At 66.9% G+C, this 22,343-nt stretch carries 20 protein-coding genes; 17 read left to right on the plus strand and 3 right to left on the minus strand.

Annotated elements, in window-relative coordinates; translation table 11 throughout:
- The first annotated feature begins 10 nt into the window (after positions 1–10).
- The 4 genes from FM113_RS18305 (at position 11) to FM113_RS13795 (ending at position 4,154) form a co-directional block, all read left to right on the plus strand.
- The gene (locus tag FM113_RS18305) at positions 11–826 is read left to right on the plus strand and encodes a zinc ribbon domain-containing protein (protein WP_254909025.1); all 816 of its coding nucleotides are present in this window, start codon (positions 11–13) and stop codon (positions 824–826) included.
- A gap of 451 nt (positions 827–1,277) precedes the next feature.
- A complete protein-coding gene (locus tag FM113_RS13785) occupies positions 1,278–1,916 on the plus strand; it encodes an ATP-binding protein (RefSeq protein WP_254909018.1) in 639 nt (212 codons plus the stop codon).
- Entirely contained in the window at positions 1,913–3,190 is a 1,278-nt protein-coding gene (dprA, locus tag FM113_RS13790; RefSeq protein ID WP_087015397.1) for a DNA-processing protein DprA, read from the plus strand. Before FM113_RS13785 ends, dprA begins: the two co-directional genes overlap by 4 nt.
- 4 nt (positions 3,191–3,194) lie before the next feature.
- Complete coding sequence (locus FM113_RS13795) at positions 3,195–4,154, plus strand: tyrosine recombinase XerC (RefSeq protein WP_087015398.1); 960 nt, start codon at positions 3,195–3,197, stop codon at positions 4,152–4,154.
- Between the two features lie 12 nt (positions 4,155–4,166).
- Here the strand turns inward: FM113_RS13795 and FM113_RS13800 are convergent, their stop codons facing one another.
- Positions 4,167–4,784, minus strand: a complete 618-nt coding sequence (locus tag FM113_RS13800; RefSeq protein ID WP_176387240.1) for a M23 family metallopeptidase — start codon at positions 4,782–4,784, stop codon at positions 4,167–4,169.
- Positions 4,785–5,130: 346 nt separating this feature from the next.
- Between FM113_RS13800 and rpsB the strand changes: the two genes are divergently transcribed.
- The 8 genes from rpsB to FM113_RS13840 all read left to right on the plus strand — a co-directional run bounded on the left by rpsB (position 5,131) and on the right by FM113_RS13840 (position 10,873).
- Complete coding sequence (gene rpsB, locus FM113_RS13805) at positions 5,131–6,009, plus strand: 30S ribosomal protein S2 (RefSeq protein WP_087015400.1); 879 nt, start codon at positions 5,131–5,133, stop codon at positions 6,007–6,009.
- Between the two features lie 45 nt (positions 6,010–6,054).
- Positions 6,055–6,885 carry a translation elongation factor Ts gene (tsf, locus tag FM113_RS13810; protein WP_087015401.1) on the plus strand — a complete coding sequence of 277 codons (831 nt, stop codon included), beginning with the start codon at positions 6,055–6,057 and terminating at the stop codon, positions 6,883–6,885.
- A gap of 122 nt (positions 6,886–7,007) precedes the next feature.
- Positions 7,008–7,727, plus strand: a complete 720-nt coding sequence (gene pyrH, locus FM113_RS13815) for a UMP kinase (RefSeq protein WP_087015402.1) — start codon at positions 7,008–7,010, stop codon at positions 7,725–7,727.
- Positions 7,728–7,763: 36 nt separating this feature from the next.
- The gene (gene frr, locus FM113_RS13820; RefSeq protein WP_087015403.1) at positions 7,764–8,318 is read left to right on the plus strand and encodes a ribosome recycling factor; all 555 of its coding nucleotides are present in this window, start codon (positions 7,764–7,766) and stop codon (positions 8,316–8,318) included.
- 5 nt (positions 8,319–8,323) lie between these two features.
- Positions 8,324–9,241 carry a phosphatidate cytidylyltransferase gene (locus FM113_RS13825; RefSeq protein ID WP_087015404.1) on the plus strand — a complete coding sequence of 306 codons (918 nt, stop codon included), beginning with the start codon at positions 8,324–8,326 and terminating at the stop codon, positions 9,239–9,241.
- Between the two features lie 50 nt (positions 9,242–9,291).
- Positions 9,292–9,837 carry a DivIVA domain-containing protein gene (locus FM113_RS13830; protein ID WP_254909019.1) on the plus strand — a complete coding sequence of 182 codons (546 nt, stop codon included), beginning with the start codon at positions 9,292–9,294 and terminating at the stop codon, positions 9,835–9,837.
- Positions 9,838–9,913: 76 nt separating this feature from the next.
- On the plus strand, positions 9,914–10,579 hold the full coding sequence (locus tag FM113_RS13835) for a transglycosylase SLT domain-containing protein (RefSeq protein ID WP_254909020.1): 666 nt from the start codon (positions 9,914–9,916) through the stop codon (positions 10,577–10,579).
- 48 nt (positions 10,580–10,627) lie between these two features.
- Positions 10,628–10,873 (plus strand): ATP/GTP-binding protein, encoded by a 246-nt coding sequence (locus FM113_RS13840; protein WP_254909021.1) that lies wholly within the window; start codon positions 10,628–10,630, stop codon positions 10,871–10,873.
- Between the two features lie 7 nt (positions 10,874–10,880).
- Here FM113_RS13840 and FM113_RS13845 read toward each other — a convergent pair whose 3' ends face one another.
- Complete coding sequence (locus FM113_RS13845) at positions 10,881–11,405, minus strand: ribonuclease H (RefSeq protein ID WP_087015407.1); 525 nt, start codon at positions 11,403–11,405, stop codon at positions 10,881–10,883.
- Between the two features lie 63 nt (positions 11,406–11,468).
- Positions 11,469–14,315: a hypothetical protein gene (locus tag FM113_RS13850; protein ID WP_087015408.1), complete on the minus strand. Its 2,847-nt coding sequence runs from the start codon at positions 14,313–14,315 to the stop codon at positions 11,469–11,471.
- A 263-nt stretch (positions 14,316–14,578) separates the two neighbouring features.
- On the opposite strand from FM113_RS13850, the gene FM113_RS13855 reads away from it, so the two are divergent.
- The 5 genes from FM113_RS13855 to ligA are packed head-to-tail and all read left to right on the plus strand — an operon-like array spanning position 14,579 to position 22,243.
- Positions 14,579–16,486, plus strand: coding sequence for a glycosyltransferase (locus FM113_RS13855; RefSeq protein WP_087015409.1), 1,908 nt, complete (start codon positions 14,579–14,581; stop codon positions 16,484–16,486).
- 2 nt (positions 16,487–16,488) lie between these two features.
- Positions 16,489–17,460 (plus strand): tetratricopeptide repeat protein, encoded by a 972-nt coding sequence (locus FM113_RS13860; protein WP_087015410.1) that lies wholly within the window; start codon positions 16,489–16,491, stop codon positions 17,458–17,460.
- Positions 17,461–17,470: 10 nt separating this feature from the next.
- The gene (locus tag FM113_RS13865; RefSeq protein WP_254909022.1) at positions 17,471–18,661 is read left to right on the plus strand and encodes a cysteine desulfurase family protein; all 1,191 of its coding nucleotides are present in this window, start codon (positions 17,471–17,473) and stop codon (positions 18,659–18,661) included.
- A gap of 9 nt (positions 18,662–18,670) precedes the next feature.
- Entirely contained in the window at positions 18,671–19,831 is a 1,161-nt protein-coding gene (gene mnmA / locus FM113_RS13870) for a tRNA 2-thiouridine(34) synthase MnmA (RefSeq protein ID WP_087015412.1), read from the plus strand.
- A 42-nt stretch (positions 19,832–19,873) separates the two neighbouring features.
- A complete protein-coding gene (ligA, locus tag FM113_RS13875; RefSeq protein ID WP_087015413.1) occupies positions 19,874–22,243 on the plus strand; it encodes an NAD-dependent DNA ligase LigA in 2,370 nt (789 codons plus the stop codon).
- The last annotated feature ends 100 nt before the right edge of the window (positions 22,244–22,343 follow it).

Here is a 22,343-nt window from a genome sequence, read left to right on the forward strand (position 1 = left end):
CTCGCCCCGGATGGTCGGCTACCGGCAACACCAGTTGCCGCCACATCGTCGAGGCGTCAGTGTCGATCCGCTCGACCACATCGCCCGAACCCCGGACGGGGAGCCAGTAATCGGCCAGGAACCAGTGTGCGATCTGGCAACCTGGCACCGCATTCAAGCAGCCCTGCGATCACGCAGCACCGGCGCACGGAATGGGTGGGGGACACGCGCGTGGTTGCTCACAGGGCTACTGAGGTGCCCGTGCGGAAGCCCTCTGGCCGGTGTCGCGCAGCCACAAAAGCCGGACGCCGACGGCCACCGGGTGGTCCGATACGTGTATCGATGCAAAGCGAACCGCCGCCACGGGGCAGGCACCTGCACGGGCGGGGTCTCGATCACTGCGCCTGTTGCGGAGCAGTTCGTCGTGGACTGGTTGTTCGAGTTCTTCTCCAGCGACCGCCTTGATGCTCACAACAGAAAGGTGGAGAGCGCGAACGTCGCGGCGGTTGGCCGCGTCGACGCAGAGCTGACGGTTGCCGGTGAGGAGCTCGATGCCCTTCACGGCAGGGCGGCTTCACTGACTGTCGGTAGTGGGCTTCACCAGATCGTCACCGGGATGATCGCCCGCGTGCAGGAGGGCATCGCGAATCTGAACGATGAACGTGTTGCTCTCACGGTCGAGCACCCGGCACCGCTCACGCATGAGCGACTCGTCGCGGTGTGGACGACGCTGAACAACGAGTCACGCCGGACGGTACTGCGTCAGCTCATCCAGCACATCGATCTCGCGCCGGGTCGCGGACGTCCCGCTGAACGGCTCAACATCGTTCTCCGCTCTGGACAGTGATGCCCGCGCGGCGGCGACGCGCCGCTCCGCTCGCGCGAGCTGCCGTTTCAATCTCGCCACCTCGTCGAGCGCGCGTCGGTGCTCAATCTGCGCTTCTCGGAAGCGCCGGGCCCGCTCCCGAATGTCGTTCACAGGAACTGAACCGGTGATTCGGTAGCGGTGACCGCAGTCGGCGCACGGCCAGGTTGGAGCGTCCGGGGCATGGAGGGTTGCGTGTTGCCGGTAACGAATCGTGTGACCGCACGCGAGCGATATTTCCCACTCCCGCATCGGTGACTCGATGGTGGCGGCTGACTCGATAAGGGTCCGCAACTGTTCGACAGCGGAGGGCGTCAACGGCGGGATCGTGTGCATATTCATGCTCCAATCTGACCGCGCCGGACCAGGATTCGCCCGCCGACCAGCCCGGTTCTGAGCCCGCTGGCGGCTACACTGGGAGCACCCAATCGAGGTGTACTTTCCATTCCTTGCTGAGGCACCCGAATTTCCGCGAGCCACCCTCGATGCGCTCCGGCAGCCCCTCGAATCTGGCAGCGTCGAGATTCACCGATCCCAGCTGCGCGCCAGGTTCCCCGCACGCGTGCAACTGGTGCTCGCCGCGAATCCGTGCCCGTGCGGCAACGCGGACTCGATCGTGACCGGGGAGGAGTGCCGGTGTGCCCCGAGCGCGCGGATCCGGTACCAGCAGCGCATCTCGGGCCCGCTCGCCGACCGCATTGACGTTCGGCTGACGCTTCGTCGGGTGTCGCAGGTGCTTCGATCCGACCCGGAACACGTCGCCCCGACGAGTGCAGAGGTGCGCGCTCGAGTATCCACGGCACGAGAACGGTCTGCTGTGCGCCTCGCGGGGACGCCGTGGCGGGTGAACGCCGAGGTCCCCGGGCACTGGCTTCGCGCTCCGAAACAGCGACTCCCGCGGGCGCACACCGCCGTGCTCGACCGGGCCTTGGCACGCGGCGCACTCACACTGCGCGGCTACGACCGGGTGTTGCGTGTGGCCTGGAGCGTCGCCGATCTCGCCGGGCACGAGACTCCGGATCGCGCAGACCTCGCCTATGCGCTTCTGCTCCGCAACGGGAGCACGCCATGATCGATCCCCGGAGGGGAATTGGCGCTGACCCTGATCTCGGAGGTCGCCTGGGTAGGCTCTTGGGGCCTGCGCAGAATAGCGGAGCGGCGCTCAGCGAAGCGTCTTCGGACGAGACCGCAGCCCGCGTGGTGTGGGCACGCCTCGGTGAACCCGGTGACGCGACCGCGGGGGCACTCATTGCGAGCCTGGGGGCAGAGGTCGCGCTCCGGCTCCTCCGGGAAGGGCACAGCGCCCGCCGAATCGCAGACCAGGCGCGGGAGGCCGGTGCCGACCTCACCGACCCTGTGGTCGCGTCGGGCCTGGCGCGTTGGCAGCCCAGGCTCAGCTATCGAGAGCTCCTCGAAGACCTCGACCGGGGAATCGCCGCGGGCCTCCGGCTCCTCACCCCCGCATCGGCGGAGTGGCCCGCGGGGCTCGGGGACCTCGGCGATCACGCGCCACTTGTGCTCTGGGTTCGGGGCGACCCCGCGAGGCTCACGGACCCCCAAATCGCCATCGTCGGGGCGCGCGCCTGCACGGGCTACGGCGCACACGTCACCGCGGAGCTCGCCGACGTCGCCGGGGCACTCGGTGCGACCGTGGTTTCTGGCGGCGCATATGGAATCGACGCCGTCGCTCACCGCACCGCGCTCGCCGCAGCACGGACGACGATTGCGGTGCTCGCCGGTGGGGCGGATCGTGCCTACCCTCGGGCCCACACCGCTCTCCTGTCCCGAATCGGCGAGACCGGGCTGGTGTGCTCCGAGATGATGCCCGGAGCCGCACCGACGCGATGGCGGTTCTTACAGCGCAACCGGCTGATCGCCGCGCTCGCTCAGGCCACGCTCGTGACCGAGGCCGGGCTGCGCTCGGGGTCGCTGAACACCGCCGGCCACGCCGCGACGCTCGGGCGCCCCATCGGGGCGGTGCCCGGCCCGGTGACGAGTGCCGCATCGGCAGGGTGTCATCGGCTGATTCGCGACTACGGTGCGGCACTCGTGACCGGAGAAGAAGATCTCCGGGAACTCCTGTCATTGCCGCGAGCAGGGGTTGACGAGCTCGCGGAGGAACATGCAAGCGCAGCGGTGGATCGGCCACCCGCGCTGCATCGCCGCATCGTTGACGCACTGCCGCTCCGTGGCGGGCGGACGACTGAGAGCGTGGCTCAGCACGCGGGCGTCGGGATCGCTGAGGCGCGCGGCGCACTCGCCGAGCTGGCGCTCCTCGGACACGTGGCCCGCCACGAAACGCCGGGAACGGGGGAGACGCGATGGGCGTTGCACCGGCGACAATAGGAGCATGCACCTGGAAGCGGCTACCGCGGCGTTCCTCGCGGCCGTGCGCGCCGAATACGGCTATTCCGAGCACACGGTGCGCGCGTACGAGCGCGACCTGCGAGACTTCGCCGACTTCGCCGAGCGCATGGGCAGCGCCCAGCTCGCCGACTGCGAGCTGGAACTTATGCGCGCGTGGCTCTGGGACCGACAACAGCGCGGCCTTGCCGCGAGCACGCTCGCCCGCAACGTCGCAACCCTAAAATCTTTCGGCAGCTGGCTCGAACGCACCCGGCTGGTCCCCGGAAACCCTGCCTCACGCCTACGCACCCCGAAAGCTCCGCGCGCACTCCCGCGGGTGCTCGGGGACGAACAGATCAGCCGGATCCTGGAACGGGTTGCCCGCCGCGCCGCGGCCGGGCCCCCTGATAGTCCGGGCGTCCCGGAGGCCGGGCGCGATTCCACCGTCCTCGAGCTGCTGTACGCCACGGCGCTGCGCGTCTCCGAGCTGTGCGGCCTCACCGCCGGTGGGCTCGACCGCCGCGAACGTACCGTGCGCGTGCTGGGTAAGGGCAACAAAGAACGGATTGTGCCCTTTGGTGCCCCCGCAGCCCGCGCGCTCGATGATTATCTTGCCCGCACTCGCCCCGTACTCGCGGCGCGCTCAGTATCTTCCGCGGCGTCTTCCGAAACACCCACGCACCGGGACAGTCCGCTCTTCCTGAACAATCAGGGAGGCCCGCTCACCCCGAGCGCTGTGTACCGACTCGTGTCCCGAGAGCTCGCCGATGAACCCGGGAGTGGCCCGAGCGGACCGCACACCCTGCGCCACACAGCTGCCACCCACTTGCTCAACGGGGGCGCCGACCTGCGGGTTGTGCAGGAGATGCTTGGCCACTCCAGCCTCGCAAGCACGCAGGTGTATACGCACGTCTCCACTGAGCGGCTCGCGGAACGGTACCGGCAGGCCCATCCACGCGCCTAAGACGCGACGACGCTACTCCCACGGCAGCAGCACCGGCCTGCCCAGGAGGTACCGGAGCGGCGAGACATACTCGCCCCGCACGCGAACTCCGAGGTGGACGCACTCGGTCGCGCAGTGCCCGCCGCGTGCCGCGGTGCCCAGGGGCGCACCCGCGACAAGCTGATCGCCCACGCTGAGCGTGCTCGCTATCGGCTCCCAGGAGTAGACGGTGTCGGCGTCGACGCGGATCGTCAGCGTGCCCCGATCCACGACAACTCCGACAAACTCGACGGTGCCGGGCGCGGGAGCGGCGAGGACGCTCCCCGGCACTGCGGGGATATCTATGCCACGGTGCCCGGCGGTGTAGGGCGAGGGTGGCGGGCGATACGCTCCGGTCACGTGCAGTGGTGCCCCGAAGGGCGGGAGCCACAGTGTGTCTCCGCGCGACGGATCGTCCGGAGACACGGTGCTCGGGTGCGGACTGCCGTGGCCAGCGGCCGGCAGCCCAACCACGGAGCCGAACGCAAGCACGGCGACGAGCGTCGCGTGTGCAAGGACACGGCCGACACGCGGTTGTGCGCGGAATGCAGTGAATTCCCGAGTTGGCGCGGTCAGAATGGATGGTGATGGGGGGTCTCGCGGGAGAGTCATGCGCTCAGGCTCCCGGACACGCCGCGCCTCGGGCGCTGCAGCGGGCCCGGTGTGGAGAAGTTGCAAGCGGTACAGAAAATCCTGGGCTGTGAGCGACGGGGCAGGATCCCGCGCAGCGCGAAAACCCGCGCGCACTGTGCGCGCAGGCGGGCCCGCACGGATGCTAGACTTGTCGACGCACCTCGACAGAGGTGACTTCGCGTGCCCGCTCATCAGCGCATCGCCATCGGTCTTCATTCACTCGAACGAAGCGGCGAGGCCTGAGGGCACCAGGATCTGGTCGCATCCGCGACCGACATAACCGCAAGCGCGTGCCCGCACGGGTGCGCAGAACAGGAGGACGGCAATGGCCGTCGTTACCATGCGCCAGCTGCTCGACAGCGGCGTCCACTTCGGACACCAGACCCGCCGCTGGAACCCGAAGATGAAGCGCTTCATCTTCACCGAGCGCTCGGGCATCTACATCATCGATCTGCAGCAGTCGCTGACCTACATCGATGCAGCCTACGACTTCGTGAAGCAGACCGTCGCACGCGGCGGCAACGTGCTCTTCGTCGGCACCAAGAAGCAGGCCCAGGAAGCCGTTGCCGAGCAGGCAACGCGCGTCAACCAGCCCTACGTGAACCAGCGTTGGCTCGGTGGCCTGCTCACCAACTTCCAGACCGTTACCGGTCGTCTCGAGCGTATGAAGGAGCTCGAGCAGCTCGACTTCGAGGGCACCACGAGTGGCTTCACCAAGAAGGAGCTCCTCCTCAAGAAGCGCGAGCTTGACAAGCTGCAGAAGTCGCTCGGCGGCATCCGCAACATGGGCAAGACGCCGTCAGCGCTCTGGATCGTCGACACCAAGAAGGAGCACCTCGCAATCGACGAGGCGCGCAAGCTGGGCATCCCCGTCATTGCGATCCTTGACACGAACTGCGACCCCGACGAGGTCACCTACCCGATCCCGGGTAACGATGACGCGATCCGCTCCGTTGCACTCCTCACCCGCGTGATCGCTGACGCGGTTGCCGAGGGCCTCATGGAGCGTCACCAGAAGCCCGAGGCTGGCGAAGCTGCTGCTGAGCCCCTCGCTGAGTGGGAAGTTGAACTGCTCAACGCAGACGCACCCGCCGCAGACGCAACCGAGGCACCTGCTGCTGAGGCAACCGAGGCACCCGCCGCTGAGGCAACCGAGGCACCCGCTGCCGAGGAAGCTGCTGCAGAGGCACCGGCAGCCGAGTAATTCGGTTTCCCCACCGTTCACTGAACCACTCAAAAGGAGTCACACATGGCTGCAGTAAGCATGGCCGCTGTGAAGGAGCTGCGCGAGCGTCTCGGCGCCGGCATGCTCGACAGCAAGAACGCGCTCGTCGAGGCTGAGGGCGACATCGAGAAGGCGATTGAGATCCTGCGTCTCAAGGGCCTCAAGGGTGTTGCCAAGCGCGGCGACCGCGAGGCGAGCGAGGGTCTCGTTGCGGCGCGTCAGAGCGATGGCGCTGCCACGATGATCGAGCTCGTGTGCGAGACCGACTTCGTCGCGAAGAACGCGAAGTTCATCGCCCTGGCTGATCGTGTCATCGATGCAATTGTCGCCGCTTCGGCTGGCACCGTCGAGGAAGCCCTCGCGGCTCCCCTCGAGGGCAAGACCGTTGCTGACGTGATCACCGACGAGTCGGCGATCCTGGGCGAGCGCATCGTGCTCCGCAAGGTGTCTCGTGTCGAGGCACCGGCTACCTCGGTGTACCTGCACCAGACCTCGAAGGATCTGCCCCCGCAGATCGGCGTGGTTGTCGGGTACGAGGGCGAGGGCGCGGACGTTGCCCTCAGCATTGCACGGCACATCTCCTTCGCTGATCCGATCTACGTGACGCGCGACGAGGTCCCCGCGGCCGACGTCGACAAGGAGCGCGAGATCGTCACCGAGATTTCCAAGAGCGAGGGTAAGCCTGAGGCTGCACTCCCGAAGATCGTTGAGGGGCGTCTGAACGCGTTCTTCAAGCAGGTCGTGCTCGGCGAGCAGGTTCACGCGCTTGACGACGAAAAGCGCGAGGTCCAGAAGGTCGCGGCTGCGGCCGGGATCACGGTGACCGGTTTCGCACGAAACAAGGTCGGCGCCTAACTGGTGTTCACAGGACCCGGGCCATTTTGGTCCGGGTCCTGTGCTATGCCCGCACTACTATTGCCTCAACTGAGGCGTTCCCTATTCTTTCCCCCACCGCGCCCCACAAAGGAGACCCCCACATGACCGAGACCGCAAACCGCAAGCGTCGAGTTCTGCTGAAGCTCTCTGGCGAGGCATTCGGTGGGGGCACGCTCGGGGTCAACCCCGACGTTGTCAGCCAGATCGCCCGCGAGATCGCAGCAGCAATGGAGCACGCTGAGGTCGCCGTTGTGGTGGGCGGTGGCAACTTCTTCCGTGGCGCCGAGCTTTCGCAGCGCGGCATGGATCGCGCTCGTGCGGACTACATGGGCATGCTGGGCACCGTCATGAACGCCCTCGCCCTGCAGGACTTCCTCGAGCAGGCTGGCGTCTCAAGCCGAGTGCAGTCCGCAATCACGATGACGCAGGTTGCCGAGACCTACATTCCGCTGCGTGCCGTGCGCCACCTGGAGAAGGGGCGTGTGGTGATCTTCGGAGCCGGCGCAGGCCTCCCGTACTTTTCCACCGACACAGTCTCGGCGCAGCGTGCGCTCGAGATCCACGCTGACGAGGTCCTCGTCGCAAAGAACGGCGTCGATGGTGTGTATACCGCGGACCCCGCGAAGGATCCGAACGCGACGCTGATCCACGACATCAGCTACAACGAAGCTCTGGTCCAGGGCCTCAAGGTTGTCGACTCCACAGCGTTCAGCCTGTGCATGGATAACGGGATGCCCATGCGCGTGTTTGGTATGGAGCCCGCCGGAAACGTGACCGCGGCGATCCGTGGCGAGAAGCTCGGAACCCTGGTACACCGCTAAGCTTGAAGCAGTTCGGCAACACATAAGGAGAACACCGTGATCGAAGAGGTCTTCGTAGACATCAAGGACCGGATGAACGGCGCAGTGGCGTCCGCGAAGGACGGCTTTGCCTCGGTGCGAACCGGCCGTGCGACGCCCGCTCTGCTGCAGAACCTGCAGGTCGACTACTACGGCACGCCCACGCCGCTGCCGCAGCTCGCCTCGGTCCAGAATCAGGACGCCCGCAGCCTCCTCATCACGCCCTACGACAAGGGCGCGATGAAGGACATCGAGCAGGCGATCCGCGACATGCCCAACCTTGGCGCGAACCCCTCGAACGACGGCACCGTCATTCGCGTAACGCTGCCCGACCTCACCGAGGAACGCCGCAAGGAGTTCGTGAAGATTGTGAAGGGTCGTGCTGAAGACGCACGCGTTGCAATTCGCAACGTGCGCCGTCAGGGCAAGGACGATCTCGAGGCCCTCAAGAGCGATCTTGGCGAGGATGAGGTCGCCCGCGCAGAGAAGGAGCTCGAAGCTGTGACGAAGCAGTTCATCGAGCAGATCGATGATGCGCTCAAGCGCAAAGAAGCTGAGCTGCTGGAGGTCTAGGCGGCATGTCCGGCTCGGAGAAACGCGAGGAACTGCGCAGCGCCCTGGAAACAACGCGCGCGCAGCTTGAGGCGACCAACGCGCGAATCGAAGCACGCGCGGGGCGCAACCTGTTTTTCGCGATTCTCTCCGGGCTTGTCTTCGGCGGGGTGTTCCTCGTCAGCCTGCTCCTGATCAAGGAACTGTTTGTCGTACTCGTTGCGGCGCTTGTCGGGGTGGCGCTTGTCGAGCTCGCCTCCGCATTCCGCGTCGCAGGACGACGGGTTCCTCGAATTGGCGTCGTGCTGGGCGGCCTCACGGTTGTCGCCGGTGCCTATTTCTGGGGCGCTGAGGGGATGCTGCTGGGCCTGTTCGCGGGATCGGCCTTGCTCACCGTCTGGCGTCTGCTGGAAGGACTGCTTCCTGCGTGGGAGACACCGCCCCGGACACTGATCCGTGACGTGTTCTCCGGGCTCTTCACCCTTGTCTACGTCGCATTCCTGGCCTCATTCACCGTCCTGCTCGTTGATGCCGAGCGGGGGGAGTGGTGGGTATTCTCCCTCGTGCTGATCGTGGTCTCCGTGGACGTGGGCGCGTACGCCGCTGGTGTGACCCTCGGTCGTCACAAGATGACGCCCCGGATCAGCCCCAATAAGACCTGGGAGGGGTTTATCGGGGCCGCCATCGTCGCGATGACCGTGGGGGTGCTCGTCTCGATCTTTGCGCTTGAACAGCCCTGGTGGGTGGGGATCATCCTCGGTGTCGTTGTGCTCCTCACTGCGACGGGGGGAGACCTCACCGAATCTCTCATCAAGCGAAATCTGGGAGTGAAGGATATGAGTAGCTGGGTCCCAGGACACGGTGGTTTCTTGGACAGGCTCGATTCGCTGCTGCCGTCCGCAGTCGGCGTGTACGGTGTGGCGCTCTTTTTGGGTGTGGTCTGATGGCTGCCCGCTCTCAGGAACCCCGACAGCGCGCCGGGCAGAATGGTCCCGTGCACACCTCATTTCCTCTCGCGCCCGGATCTCAACAGGGCTACGCCCCCGAGCCGGTTGATGAGTTTCTGGGCCGCGCCCGGCTTTCCTACGAGGGCGGCGGGCCCGGCCTCACCGCCGAAGACGTGCGCCATACGGCATTCCCGATGCGGCGGGGCGGATACGCGACGCGCTACGTCGACGCTGCGCTGGATCGGCTCGAAGAAGTCTTCTTCGAACGGGAGCGCCGCGCCAAGGTACGTGCCTCCGGTGAAGACGCTTGGTGGGACGAGACGCGAGCACTGCTTTCCGAGGTTCGGGGACGGATCCAGCGCCCCCGGGGGCGTCGGTTCCGCCGTCGCGGTCTCTTCGCGACCGGCTACCGCCGTTCACAGGTTGACGCCTTTCTTGACCGCGTCTCCGAGATGTTTGAGCGCCGTGAGCTCGGCCTGAAACCCGCCGAGGTTCGAGATGTGGTGTTCCACTCGCAGTGGCGCGGGTATGACGAGGATCAGGTTGATGCGCTCCTCGATGGCGTCGTCGAGCTGATCCTTGCGACCCGCTAGTGCACCCTGCCGGGCCCCCTCGCCAGCGGGACTCCACATTGTCGAAACAGCTTTGCTGAGATAAGATCGTTACATTGTGGCATCACTGAATGGAAAATCCGTCTCCCGCTGGTCGCGCTTTCGCGCCCCCGTCGCCGGGCTCGCTGTCGCGGGCTTCTTAGGTGCGGCCGTGATCGCGCCGTTCGCGCTGCCCAGCGCCCAGGCCGATGCGGAAGCAATGGCGTTCCAAGAACGCATCCATCAGGAGTTCACTCCGAACGTGACCGCCGAAGCCGACCTCGTCTACGCGGATGTCCCCACGATCCAAATGCCGGATCCTGAGGAAGAGCGCAAGAAGAAGGAAGCCGAAGCAGCGGCCAAGGCAGCGAAGGCTGCTGAGGAAGCCGCGAAGGCTGCTCAGGCAGCTCAGGCTGCCGGCGGCTCCGCAGATGCTGGTCTCGGCGCACCCCCGAAGTACTCGGGCGGCGGTTCTCCCGCGGAGTGGATGGCCGCAGCTGGCATTCCCGAGGCCGACTGGGGCTACGTGGACTACATCGCGTCCAAGGAGAGCACCTGGAACCCCAACGCGACAAACGCGAGCTCGGGTGCGTGCGGCCTCATTCAGGCATACCCGTGCAGCAAGGTCCCCGGCAACGGCTACGACCCTGTAGACAACCTGCGTTGGGCGAGCGGCTACGCCGTCGACCGCTACGGCTCCTGGGCGGCCGCCTACGCGTTCTGGACCGCCAACCACTGGTGGTGATCCGGGGAACCCATGCCCCGTAAGCATCGAAGGGTGCCGCCAGGCGAGATGCGCGACGTCACGCGCCTCGCTCACGGCGGTGCTCAACAGCAGACGCGCCGCGGCCGAGACTGGTTTGTGCGCGAGATCCCCGCTCACCGCGCCGAGAAGGCGTATCGCTGCCCGGATTGCGGGCAAGAGATCCCGCAGGGGCAGGCTCACGTTGTCGCCTGGTCAGCAGAGCACCTGTTTGGCGACGGTGCGGCCGTGCGGGATCGTCGGCACTACCACGCACACTGCTGGCGCCTGAGCTAACCGCGCACTAAAACAGGGTGGGCGGTGCCGGTGGTGTCGCAACATTGACGGTGGGGGAGCTCCCCGCACCGGCAATTCCCGGTCCTGCGTCCGGTTCACGGCCCGCTTGGAACGCGGTGGCTGCGGCCCGAGCCCGGTCGTCAGCAAGCTCGTTCAGCGGGTGACCTGCGTGGCCTTTGACCCACTCGAAGGTGACAGTTCGCCCCACCAGTGCTGCATCCAGGCGCTCAAGGAGGTCCCGGTTCAACACGGGCTTCCCGTCGGCCTTACGCCAGCCCTTCCGCTTCCAGCCCGGCATCCACTGGGTCACAGAATTGATCACGTACTGGCTGTCGCAGAGCACATGCAGCGGTTCGTCGGCGCGATGAGCGGTGGCGAGCAGCAGATCCAGCACAGCCATGAGCTCGCCCTGATTGTTGGTGGCCCGCGGCCAGCCGCCCGCCCGCCACTGGGTTTCATCGATTACCCAGGCCCAGCCGGCGGGGCCGGGATTCCCGAGTGCTGATCCGTCTGCGGCGGCCGTGAGCGTCATAGTTCCATCCTGCCAGTGCGGCGTGCGTGGGGGATCGGGGCGGCCACCCGGGCGCGCCCCGAACTAGGAGTTCTCAGCGGGAGTGTCCGTTGCCTGCGGTGTCGTTGCGGTCTCCTGCGCGAGCATATCCTCGGCGACCGGTGCCTCGACCAGGCGGCCAGCGACGGTGCTCATCTTCTGAGCGTTCGTGATGACCTCGCCGAGGCTCTCGAAGTAGCGCGCTACGGCACCCCGCTCCACCTTCAGCTGGGTCATGCGATCCTCAGCAGCGGCGAGTACCTTCGCGGCGCGCTCTTCCGCGGCTGCGAAGGTGACCTGCGCACGCTGTTCCGCCTCGACAACGATCTCGGCGGCCTGACGCTCAGCTGCGGCTCGCATGGTCCGGGCTTCTTGTGCCGCATCGCGGGTCAGCGTCTCGTGCTCGGCGCGTGCTGCGGCCAACTGCGTCTGCAGCTCGGTGAGCTCCGCGGTTGCCGCTTCGACCCCGCGTTGCGTCGCTTCTGCGGCTTCGCGCTGTCGCGTGGCAAGGTCCTGTTCGAGGGCCTCGCGCTGCTCCGACGCGGCTACGGTGAAGGTGCGAGAGTCCGTCGCAATCTGCTCTTGGAGTCGGCGCACGGTGTCTTCTACTTCGGTGCGCTGTGTACTGAGACGTGACTCCTCCGCGGCACGGTAGTCCGCGAGTTCCGCGACAGTGTCGGCGCGCAGCAGGTCGGTCTCTTCGGTAGCGCTGCTCCGGAGCGCGGCGACCTCGCGGGCGATGGCCGCCTCCTGCGCTGCGCGTTCCGTGCTGAGGTCGTTCTCGTGCTGTTCGCGTTCCGAAGCGAGCTCTCGGTCGTGCTCCGCGCGCTCACGAGCCAGCGTTGCGGTGAGGGCCGCGCGCTCGCGCTCCATCCGGAGCTCAAGCTCTTCTCGTTCGAGACCCAGAGCTTCGGCGGCCTCTTCCCGGGCGATTCGTGCTCGCTCAGATTCCGCGGCCTGCTCGTCTGCCAACTGCTGTTGGTGCGCCGCCAGCTGGGCGGCGAGGCGTTCATCCTGCACCGTCGTGGCGTCCGCCAGACGTGCTTCGTGCTCGGCGAAGCCGCGGGCCTGCTGTGTGGCAGCCTGCTCGCGTTCCGTGGTGAGCTCCAGCTCGTGTGTCGAGCGCTCCGCGTCGATCTGCGACCGGTGCGTATCCCACTCCGCGATGAGGCGATCCTGGTGGGCGGCGAGTTCCTGACCGATCCGGCTTTCGTGCGCAGCGCGCTCGGCACCGATCCGAAGGACATGGGCCTCGGATTCGGTCGCGATCGCTGTCTCGTGCGCGTCCCGTTCCGACTGAAATTGAGTGTCGTGAGCCGCGCGTTCGGCGGCGAGCGTCGTGTCGTGCGTTTCGCGCTCGCCGATGATCTCGGCTTCGTGTGTGGCCCGCTCTGACTCGATGAGTGACTCGTGGGCGGCCCGCTCCTCGGCGATGCGGCGTTCGTGTGCCTCGCTCTCACGCGCGATGCGGTCATCGTGGCCGGCCCGCTCGGTGGCAATCTCGTGATTGTGCGCCGCGAGCTCGGTGCTGAGGCGCGTATCGTGTGCGTCCTGCTCGTCGCGCAACCGCGCCTCGTGGGCCACGATCTCCGCGCGGAGCGCGTCGTCGTGGACCTCCCGCTCCCGCGCAATATCGGCTTCGTGAGTGGCGATCTCGGTCGCGATGCGCGTGCGGTGGGTGTCGAGCTCGCCGCTGAGGAGCGTTTCCTGCTGCGCACGCGCGGCAGCCAGTTCGGCGTCGAGCTGCGCGCGATCGTCGGCGCGCTGCTGCTCAGCACGCGCGGTGAGGAGTTCCTGCTCTCGGGCAGCCTGGTCCGACAGGGTGGCGAGCTCGGCGCGGTGGGCGTCCAACTCGCGCGCGATCGCGGCCTCATGCTCCGTACGCTCCTGTGCGCTGCGATCGAGGTGCGTCTGCTGTTCGAAGGCGATCCGTCGTTCGTGCTGGGTGCGCTCGGTCTCGAGAGCCTCATCGTGGTCAGCGCGCTCCTGCGCGATACGCCCGCGGAGCGTCTCCATCTCAGCGGTGAGCGCGCGGCGTTGGGCATCGATCTCGGCTTCGAGGGTGCGCGAGCGTTCGGTAAAGCGCTCTTCCAGTTCCGCTTCCTCGCGCTGGCGCTTCGCCTCGAACTCAGTGCGCGCTCGCTCGCCTTCCCGGACGAGCCGCGCACGCTCCAGCTCCGCCTCGCGCTCGCTCTCTTCTTGCTGACGCGCGAGCGAGACTGCGTGTTGTTCGGTGACCGATCGCAGGTCTTCCGCGGCGGCACGCGCCTCAGTGGTGACGCGATCGGCCTCCGCCTGCGCGGTGGCGAGAGTCGCCTGCGCCTCGCGCTTGGCGCTCTCGAGCTGCGTGTGGGCCTCACGCTCGGAGGAACTCCGGGTGAGTTCAGCCGAGCGGCGGGCCTCTTCCCAGAGCCGCTCCCGCTCGGCGTTTGCGATGGCGTCCTGCTGCGCGGTGTCGGTGCGCGCGCCGGACACGAGGACGTCAGCCTGCTCGCTCGCGGAGCGCAATAGTTCATCAGCTCGTTCCTGAGCGGCGGTCAGGACGCGCGCGCTTTCGGCTTCGGAGGAGCGGCGCAGCTTTTCAGCGTCAAGATCCGCCTGAGCCATGAGCCGCTGGGCGTGATCCTCTGCGACCTGCAAACTCTTCTCGACCCGCAGCCCGAGTCCCGAGTAGCCACTGGCCCCGAGCTCTGCGACTTGCTCTTGCAGTTCAGCGATGAGCTGCCGCTGCTCCTGGCCGATCCCCGTCGCTTCTTGATGCGCGACCTGCAGTGACTCGATGTGCGACTGGAGCGAGCCGATGTGGCTCATCAGCGCGGTGACACGCTCGTCAACTTCCTCGCGGTTGTAACCGCGGAAGGCAGGGGTGAATGGCTGAACTGCTTCGGACACGTGCGCTCCGGAATCTGAAAACGGGGATCTCCCGCGGGCGCGACGCAGCAAAAGGGTAGCGGCACGGGCATGGTGAGGTCCATGATAGTTCACAACCCAGGGAGTTGTGGGGGATTTCCGCGGCTCCCGAGCGGATTCCGGTGCGGTCCGCATGTCACTTTCGGAAAGCTCCGGTAGCGTTGACCGCTGAAGACCCGAATGCGCGCAAGGATGAAGACCCTGATGTGCGGCCGGTTATGGAAGAACCAATGTGAGGAGCTCACGTGCGATACGTGCTTGCGATTGCGACGCTTGTATTGTCCGGCGTGCTGTTGATTATGGGGATTGGCCAGCGTACGTTCCTGGCCGGCCCCGCTGAGATCAGTTACCCCGTGAAGACCACTGCGGAGGCCGGATTCGCGGTCGTGAACGGTGCCGAGTTCGCGAAGGTGCCTGGCCAGGCAAACGTCGTGGTGCAGGGGGAGCAGGCCTTTGTAGCGACGGGCGCAACTCGGGACGTTGACGCGTGGGTGGCGCCCTTTGCGCACACCACACTCGATGTCAACGTCGCGGATAAGGCCCTCACGAGTTCGCTCGTGGCTCCGGACGAGGACGCTGAGACCGAAACCGTCACTGCAGAGACTGGACTCGATCCGCGTGGGAGCGACCTGTGGCTTGAAGAACGAGCAATCGATGACACCGGGAGCGGTGTTGAGCCAGAGACCCTGCGTGTCCCGGTCGCCCTGACCGAGGAGCAGTCAGTACTGATTGCCTCGGACGGTTCGCAGCCGGCTCCGCAAGAGGTGTCACTCGTCTGGGCACAGGACCGCAACACGCCCTGGGCAGGTCCGCTGCTCGTCGGCGGCGGGGCGCTGGCTGTGATCGGTGGACTGCTCTACTTGCTCGCGGTGGATCACGACCGGCGCGGACTCGGCCCGCGCCGGGGGCGCCGTGGCCCGCTCCAGGGCATTCGGAACGTGTTTGGTGGGGGCCGTTCGCGCGGTTCCAGTGCTGCACGGGTGCCAGAGTCGAGCAACTCGTCGAGCAACTCGTCGAGCGATTCCGCTCGGGCCGAGAACCGGGTGCACTCTCGGCGTACTCCCCGCTGGATCCGCCGCTCCGCGCTCCCAGCGGTGGGTCTCACCGTCGCGCTCGGGCTCAGCGGCTGTTCCCCGAGCTACTGGCCGCAAGCGGAAGCGCCGGAGGTGACAGAGGAGGCGCCGACGACAAGCCCGTCGGCGATCGCACCCGTGCCCGTGACTGACGGGCAGCTGAAGCGGATCATCGCTGACGTGTCCGAAACGGCGACGACCGGCGACGATTCGCTTGACGCGACGGCCCTGGCCGACCGCTTCACCGGGGACGCACTCGCGCAGCGCGCCGCAAATTACACGATTCGGGCGGCGGTCCCGGAGTACCCCGTGGTGCCTCCCCGGATCACCGACGAGGAACTCGATTACGAACTTGTACAGAGCACCGAGGGCTGGCCTCGCACGCTCTTTATCACCGTTGCGTCTACCTCCGGGGCCACCGCGGTGCCAACCGAGGGGGAAGAAGCTGTGGAGATCGCTTCGCCCTCGCTGGCGCTTGTCATGACGCAGCAGAATCCGCACGAGAACTTCCTTGTGTCGCGTGTCATCGCGCTGCGGGGCGGCATCTCGATGCCGCAGGCAGCACCCGCTGAGGACGGCACGGCACTGCTCTCGAACGACATCGGAACGCTGGCGCTGCCCCCCGCGCAGGTGGGTGCCGCATACGCGACACTGCTCCAGGACGGTGCAGACGCGGAACCCGCGCAATACTTCGACCTCGAAACGGACACGCTGCTGCAGAATTACGGCAAGGCACGCACGACGCAGTCACAAACGGAGTCGGATGGCAAGGGCCAGACGATGAAATTCTCGGTCACTGCGCGACAGGGCGACGCGAAGCCGGTGGCACTCTCGACAGGTGCCGGGGGAGCACTGGTGGCAACCACCGTCATCGAGGAGCAGATCGTTGATGCCGACGGGGGTCGATACAAGCCGCAGGCAAAGGACTCTGTGACCGCGCTGTCCGGACTCACCGGGGAACAGGAACGCCTCGTACAAGAGGTCGCACATCAGATGCTGTTTTTCGTACCGAGCAAGTCCGAAGACGCGAAGATTGAGCTGCTCGGTGTCACGAGTGAGCTTGTAGGAGTGAGGAACTAATCATGGCGCAGCAGATGCCCGAACGAATTCCCGGCGGCGGCGTGGACCTGAGCCACCTTGCAGCGAAGGCACAGGCACCCGCACAGCCCGGCGGCGGCCCGACACCATCAGCGGGCGAGGCCGGGGCGAACCGAGTTGTTGATGTCCCCTCGCTCGTGATGGATGTCACCGACGCGAGTTTCGAGCAGGCCGCTCAGCTGTCCACGGTCGTCCCTGTGGTCGTCGATCTCCACGCTGAATGGAGCGAGCCGTCGAAGGAGCTGAGCCCTGTTCTTGCGCGGGTGACGCGAGAGTTTGGGGGCCGAGTTCTGCTGGCCCGCGTGGACGCCGACGCGAACCCGGGACTTGTGCAAGCGTTCCAGGCACAGGCGATCCCGACCGTGGTGGCCCTTGTCGCCGGTCGCCCGGTGCCGCTCTTCCAGGGCGCGCAGCCCGAGGCACAGATCCGTGAGGTGTTTGGCCAGCTGTTGCAGCTCGCCGAACAGCACGGGGTCACCGGTCAGGTCGCTGCACCCGACGCCGCGCCGGAAGACATGCCCGAAGCGCCCGCCGAGCCCGAGATTCCGGCTGCGCACGTCGCCGCCGTGGAGGCCGCCGAACGGGGCGACTTTGACACCGCGGTGAGCGAGTGGGAAGCGGTCCTCGCAAAGGCACCCGCCGATGCTGCGGCGCGTGCTGCGCTTGTGCAGATGCGGCTGCTCCAGCGTCTTGCTGGCCGCGGGGCAGAAGAGATTCGGGCCGCTGCGGCCGCCGCCCCGAGCGGAATCCCGGAGCAGCTAGCCGTAGCCGATCTGGATCTCTCGGGCGGCCACATTGAGGATGCGTTCCTCCGAGTGCTTGACCTCTTTGCGGGGAGCGACGATGAGGCGCGCCCGGCGATCCGCGAGCGACTCCTCGAGCTCTTCGAGGTGGTTGGCGTCGCCGACCCGCGCGTCATTGCGGCCCGCGGTCGGCTCGCAAACCTGCTCTACTAGGGGAATTCCCGTGTCCGAACCCCGTGCCTATCTGGACCACGCGGCGACCTCTCCAATGCCGGAGGAGGTCGCTGCGGCATACCTGAGCGCACTCCGGATCGTCGGGAATCCCGCCTCGACACACGGCCACGGGCAGCGGGCAAGCGAAACCCTTGAGGAAGCGCGCGCTGAGCTTGCGAGGTCCCTGGGCTGCGATCACGCGGAACTCACGCTCACCGCGGGCGGTACGGAGTCGGTGAACCTGGGGATCAAAGGGCTCTACTGGGCGCGCCGCCGCGCCGGTGCAGGACCGGTCATTCTCGTCGCTGAGGGAGAGCACCACGCGACCGTGGAGGCGGCCGAGTGGCTGCGCGACACGCAGGGCGCACGGCTTGTGTGGCTCCCGATCGACGGTGCGGGGCGGCTTGCCCCGGAGACGCTGCGCGCGGCAATCGCGGAGGCCGGGGCGGATCAGGTCGCGCTACTCACCTTTCTCTGGGTGAACAACGAGGTCGGAACCGTCCAGCCCGTTGCGGAGCTGTGCAGGCTCGCGGCGGCCTCGGGAATCCCCAGCCATGTGGACGCAGTCGCCGCCCTCGGTCAGGTGCCCGTGGATTTCGCGCGATCCGGCGCGGCCGCTCTCAGCGTATCTGCGCACAAGATTGGCGGCCCGGTGGGCGTTGGTGCGCTGGTGCTGGGGCGGCGAACGACCGCCGAACCGCTCCTTCACGGCGGCACACAGCAGCGCGCGCGATCCGGCACACAAGACGTGGCGGGTGCCGTTGCCTTTGCTGCAGCGATGCGGCGCGCCATCGGGCCGGATCGGATTCCCACACCGGCGCACACCGCACACGTGACTGATCTCCGCGACGCGCTCATCGTCGGAGTACGGGCGGCGGATCCAGCGGCGGTGTTCCGCGGTCCCGCTCCGGGGCCGGAGCGGGTGCCGGGCAACGCGCACTTTACGTTCCCGGGATGTCAGGGCGACTCACTTGTGTTCTTGCTCGATGTCGCGGGCGTGTCGGTGTCGGTGGGCTCGGCCTGCCAAGCGGGCGTTGCCGAAACCTCCCACGTCCTGCGCGCGATGGGCCTGCCGGAGGAAGACGCGGCCGGTGCGTTGCGGTTCACGCTGGGCCCCGACACGCGGGCCGACGAGATCGATCGTCTACTGACCGCGCTGCCTGACGCAATTGCGCGGGCGCGTTCAGCTGGACTGGCCTAGACTATTCGGGTGAAAGTTCTGGCGGCAATGAGTGGGGGTGTCGACTCCGCGGTTGCTGCTGCGCGCGCGGTCGAGGCCGGGCACGAAGTAGTAGGCGTGCACCTCGCACTGAGTCGAATGCCGGGAACGATCCGGACGGGATCGCGTGGCTGCTGCACGATCGAGGACGCGATGGACGCGCGGCGTGCTGCAAACCTGCTCGGCATCCCGTACTACGTTTGGGATCTGAGCGAGCGCTTCCGCGAGGATGTTGTCGACGATTTCATTGCTGAATACGCTGCCGGGCGTACGCCGAACCCCTGTATGCGTTGCAACGAGAAGATCAAGTTCGCCGCGCTGCTCGACAAGGCGATCGCGCTCGGTTTCGATGCAGTAGCGACAGGCCACTACGCGACAATTCTTGACGGCCCCGATGGGCGGCAGCTGCACCGAGCGAGCGCGTGGTCAAAGGATCAGTCGTATGTCCTCGGAGTACTGACGGAGCGCCAGCTCGCGCACTGCTACTTCCCGCTCGGCGATACGCCCTCGAAGGAGCTCGTGCGCGCGGAGGCCGCGGAGCGTGGTATCCAGGTCGCGCAGAAGCCCGATAGTCACGACATTTGCTTTATCCCGGACGGCGACACGCGCGGGTGGCTCTCGGATCACGTCTCTCGCGAGCCCGGGGAGATTCTCGACGAGGCGGGTGACGTCATCGGCACCCACGACGGCGCGCACGGCTATACGGTCGGGCAGCGCAGAGGCTTGCAGCTCGGCCGGCCCGCCGAGGACGGCAAGCCGCGATACGTCCTGTCGATCCGTCCTGTGTCGAATCAGGTGGTGGTGGGGCCAAAGGACCGGCTCGCCATTTCCCGGATAGCTGGTGGACGCTTCAGCTGGGCGGGCGAGCCCGGCTTTGACACGAGCGAGACGTTCCGATGCGACGTGCAGATCCGCGCCCACGCCGAGCCGGTCCCCGCAACCGCGAGCCTGGTGCCGATTCTGGCAGAGGAACGTACCGAACAGCACCGCGCCGATGCCACCCACGAAATCGTGGTTGACATCGATCTGGAGCATGCTGAGCCGCTGCTCGGTGTCGCGCCAGGGCAGACGGCCGTGCTCTACATCGGCACCCGAGTGCTCGGCCAGTTCACGATCGATCGGGCGCTCGCCGAGTCTCCCGCTGCCGCGTAGCTCGGGGTCTCGAAAGACACTGTCTGGGGTCGCTCGTAGAATATGAGTGTGACTCCCAATCCTGCTCCAGACTCCGCCGAACTGCCCACCGACTTTGCCTCGGCCCGGGACGAGGCGACGCAGCTGACCGTCGAGATCGAGCGGCTGCGCCGCGCGTACTACGCTGAGGGCTCCAGTCTTGTCTCTGACGCGGAGTACGACGTGCTGTTCCGTCGGCTCGAGGCGATCGAGCGCGTATATCCCGAACTCGCGGGGCAGGACAGCCCGACGCGTGAGGTCGGGGCGGCGGTCGTGTCGGCTGGCTTTCCCGAGCACGAGCATGCGGAGCGGCTGCTGAGCCTCGACAACGTGTTCTCCACCGAGGAGTTCCGGGAATGGGCGGAAAAGACGCGGGCGGCGTCTGGGCGGCCCGTACGGTGGTTATCCGAGCTGAAGATCGACGGCCTCGCGATCAGCCTGGCCTACCGAAACGGCGTACTCGAAACGGCGACCACGCGTGGCGATGGTCGGGTCGGGGAGAACATCACGGAAAACGTGGATCTGATCCCCGCGATCCCACGCCGCCTCGAGGGTGACGGAATCCCGGAGTTCTTTGAGGCTCGTGGCGAGGTGTTCCTGCGCGGCGAGGACTTCGCATGGCTCAACGAGCGGCAGCATCAGCTGCAGGCCGAGTTCGCAGCGGATCAGCGCGCGCGGGGCCGGAATGAGGACCAGATTCCGGTGCGCTACCCCGAATTTGCGAATGCCCGGAACACGGCGGCGGGAAGCCTGCGGCAGCGCGCTGACAACAAGACCGCTGCGGAGCTGATGCTGATGCGGGAACGCCTCGCTCGGCTGTCGCTCTACGTACACGGGATCGGTGCCTGGGACCACCCCCGTTTCGAGAACCAGTCCGACGCGTATCGCTTCTTGGGGGAGTGGGGGCTGCCTGTCTCGCCTCACTCGCGCATCTTCGACACCGCTGACGAGGTTGTCGCGTTTATCGAGGATCGTGGGGCTCACCGGCACGATGTCGAGCATGAGATCGACGGAATCGTGGTCAAGGTTGATGAGCTGGCGCTTCACGCCGAGCTGGGGGAGACGAGCCGCGCCCCGCGCTGGGCGATCGCGTTTAAGTATCCGCCGGAGGAGGTGCACACCCGCCTCATCGATATTCGTGTGGGTGTGGGGCGTACTGGCCGAGCGACCCCGTACGCGGTGATGGAGCCCGTGAAGGTCGCGGGGTCTACGGTGCGCCAGGCGACGCTGCACAACCAGCAGGTCGTGGCGGCGAAGGGTGTGCTGATCGGAGACACTGTTGTGCTGCGGAAGGCCGGCGACGTGATTCCCGAGGTGCTCGGAGCTGTGCTGGAGCTGCGCGACGGGAGCGAGACGGAGTGGCGTATGCCCGAGACGTGTCCCGAGTGCGGCACCACCCTGCGCGCCATGAAAGAGGGCGACATCGATCTGCGATGCCCGAACGCAGAGAACTGCCCGGCACAGGTGCGCGGCCGGGTGGAGCACATCGGATCGCGCGGGGCGCTGGACATCGAGGTCCTCGGAGAGATCACCGCCGCGGCACTCACCCAGCCCGAGGTACCGGAGACTCCTCCGCTGCGCACCGAGGCTGGACTGTTTGATCTCACCCTCGAGGAGCTCGTACCCATCGTGGTCATCGTGCGGGACGCGGAGACCGGTGAGCAGAAAACCGATCCGGATACGGGCGAGCTTGTGCGCCGTGCGCCGTTCCAGCGGGTCACCCTGGTGTATCCACCGGAGGCGGAGGGGCTCACCCCGAGCGAGCGCCGGCAGCGCGGACTGCGGAAGACCCACAGGGTCGTGACGCCGTCGAAGGACGCTGAGACGTTCCTTGCTGAACTCGCACGCGCCCGCACTAAGCCGCTGTGGCGGCTCCTGGTGTCGCTCAACATTCGCCACGTCGGACCCGTCGCGGCCCGCGCGCTCGCCGACTGGTTCGGTTCGCTCGAGGCGATCCGTGCGGCAACTCCGGAAGAACTCGCGCAGGTCGACGGCGTCGGGTCGACGATTGCGGAATCGCTCGCCGATTGGTTCGCAGTGGATTGGCACCAGGACATCGTGGCGCGCTGGAGTGCGGCGGGCGTGCAGTGGGCCACCCCGGGGCACCCCGGACCTGGCGCCGCGGAGGCTGCCGGGGGAGTGCTCACGGGGCTCACGATCGTCGCGACGGGCGCGCTTGATGGCTTCACTCGAGACGGCGCGAAGGAGGCGATCCTTCAAGCTGGCGGAAAGGCCGCCTCCAGCGTCTCGAAGAAGACAGATTTTGTGGCGGCGGGACCCGGTGCAGGATCCAAGCTGGGGAAAGCGGAAGAGCTCGGGATCCCCGTGCTCGACGCCGCTCAGTTTGCGATCCTCGTTACCCAGGGCCCGGCGGCACTGCAGCTCGGGGAGTAACTCGGGGAATCTCGTCGAGTTTTCCACAGATTGTCCGGAGGCCCTCATTGCGTTGTGCTCGGTGATTAGCCTGGGACCGATTGTCACCGATTCCGACGTC

Origin of the sequence: Leucobacter sp. 7(1), from assembly GCF_900163635.1 — a bacterium.
Taxonomy (GTDB): Bacteria; Actinomycetota; Actinomycetes; order Actinomycetales; family Microbacteriaceae; genus Leucobacter.

Bases quoted from the DNA above. Each gene is read 5' to 3' on its own strand.
- FM113_RS18305 (WP_254909025.1), top strand. From the start codon at position 11: ATGGTCGGCTACCGGCAACACCAGTTGCCGCCACATCGTCGAGGCGTC.
- dprA (WP_087015397.1), top strand. From the start codon at position 1,913: ATGATCGATCCCCGGAGGGGAATTGGCGCTGACCCTGATCTCGGAGGT.
- FM113_RS13795 (WP_087015398.1), top strand. From the start codon at position 3,195: ATGCACCTGGAAGCGGCTACCGCGGCGTTCCTCGCGGCCGTGCGCGCC.
- FM113_RS13800 (WP_176387240.1), bottom strand. From the start codon at position 4,784: ATGACTCTCCCGCGAGACCCCCCATCACCATCCATTCTGACCGCGCCA.
- rpsB (WP_087015400.1), top strand. From the start codon at position 5,131: ATGGCCGTCGTTACCATGCGCCAGCTGCTCGACAGCGGCGTCCACTTC.
- tsf (WP_087015401.1), top strand. From the start codon at position 6,055: ATGGCTGCAGTAAGCATGGCCGCTGTGAAGGAGCTGCGCGAGCGTCTC.
- pyrH (WP_087015402.1), top strand. From the start codon at position 7,008: ATGACCGAGACCGCAAACCGCAAGCGTCGAGTTCTGCTGAAGCTCTCT.
- FM113_RS13825 (WP_087015404.1), top strand. From the start codon at position 8,324: ATGTCCGGCTCGGAGAAACGCGAGGAACTGCGCAGCGCCCTGGAAACA.
- FM113_RS13840 (WP_254909021.1), top strand. From the start codon at position 10,628: ATGCGCGACGTCACGCGCCTCGCTCACGGCGGTGCTCAACAGCAGACG.
- FM113_RS13845 (WP_087015407.1), bottom strand. From the start codon at position 11,405: ATGACGCTCACGGCCGCCGCAGACGGATCAGCACTCGGGAATCCCGGC.
- FM113_RS13860 (WP_087015410.1), top strand. From the start codon at position 16,489: ATGGCGCAGCAGATGCCCGAACGAATTCCCGGCGGCGGCGTGGACCTG.
- ligA (WP_087015413.1), top strand. From the start codon at position 19,874: ATGAGTGTGACTCCCAATCCTGCTCCAGACTCCGCCGAACTGCCCACC.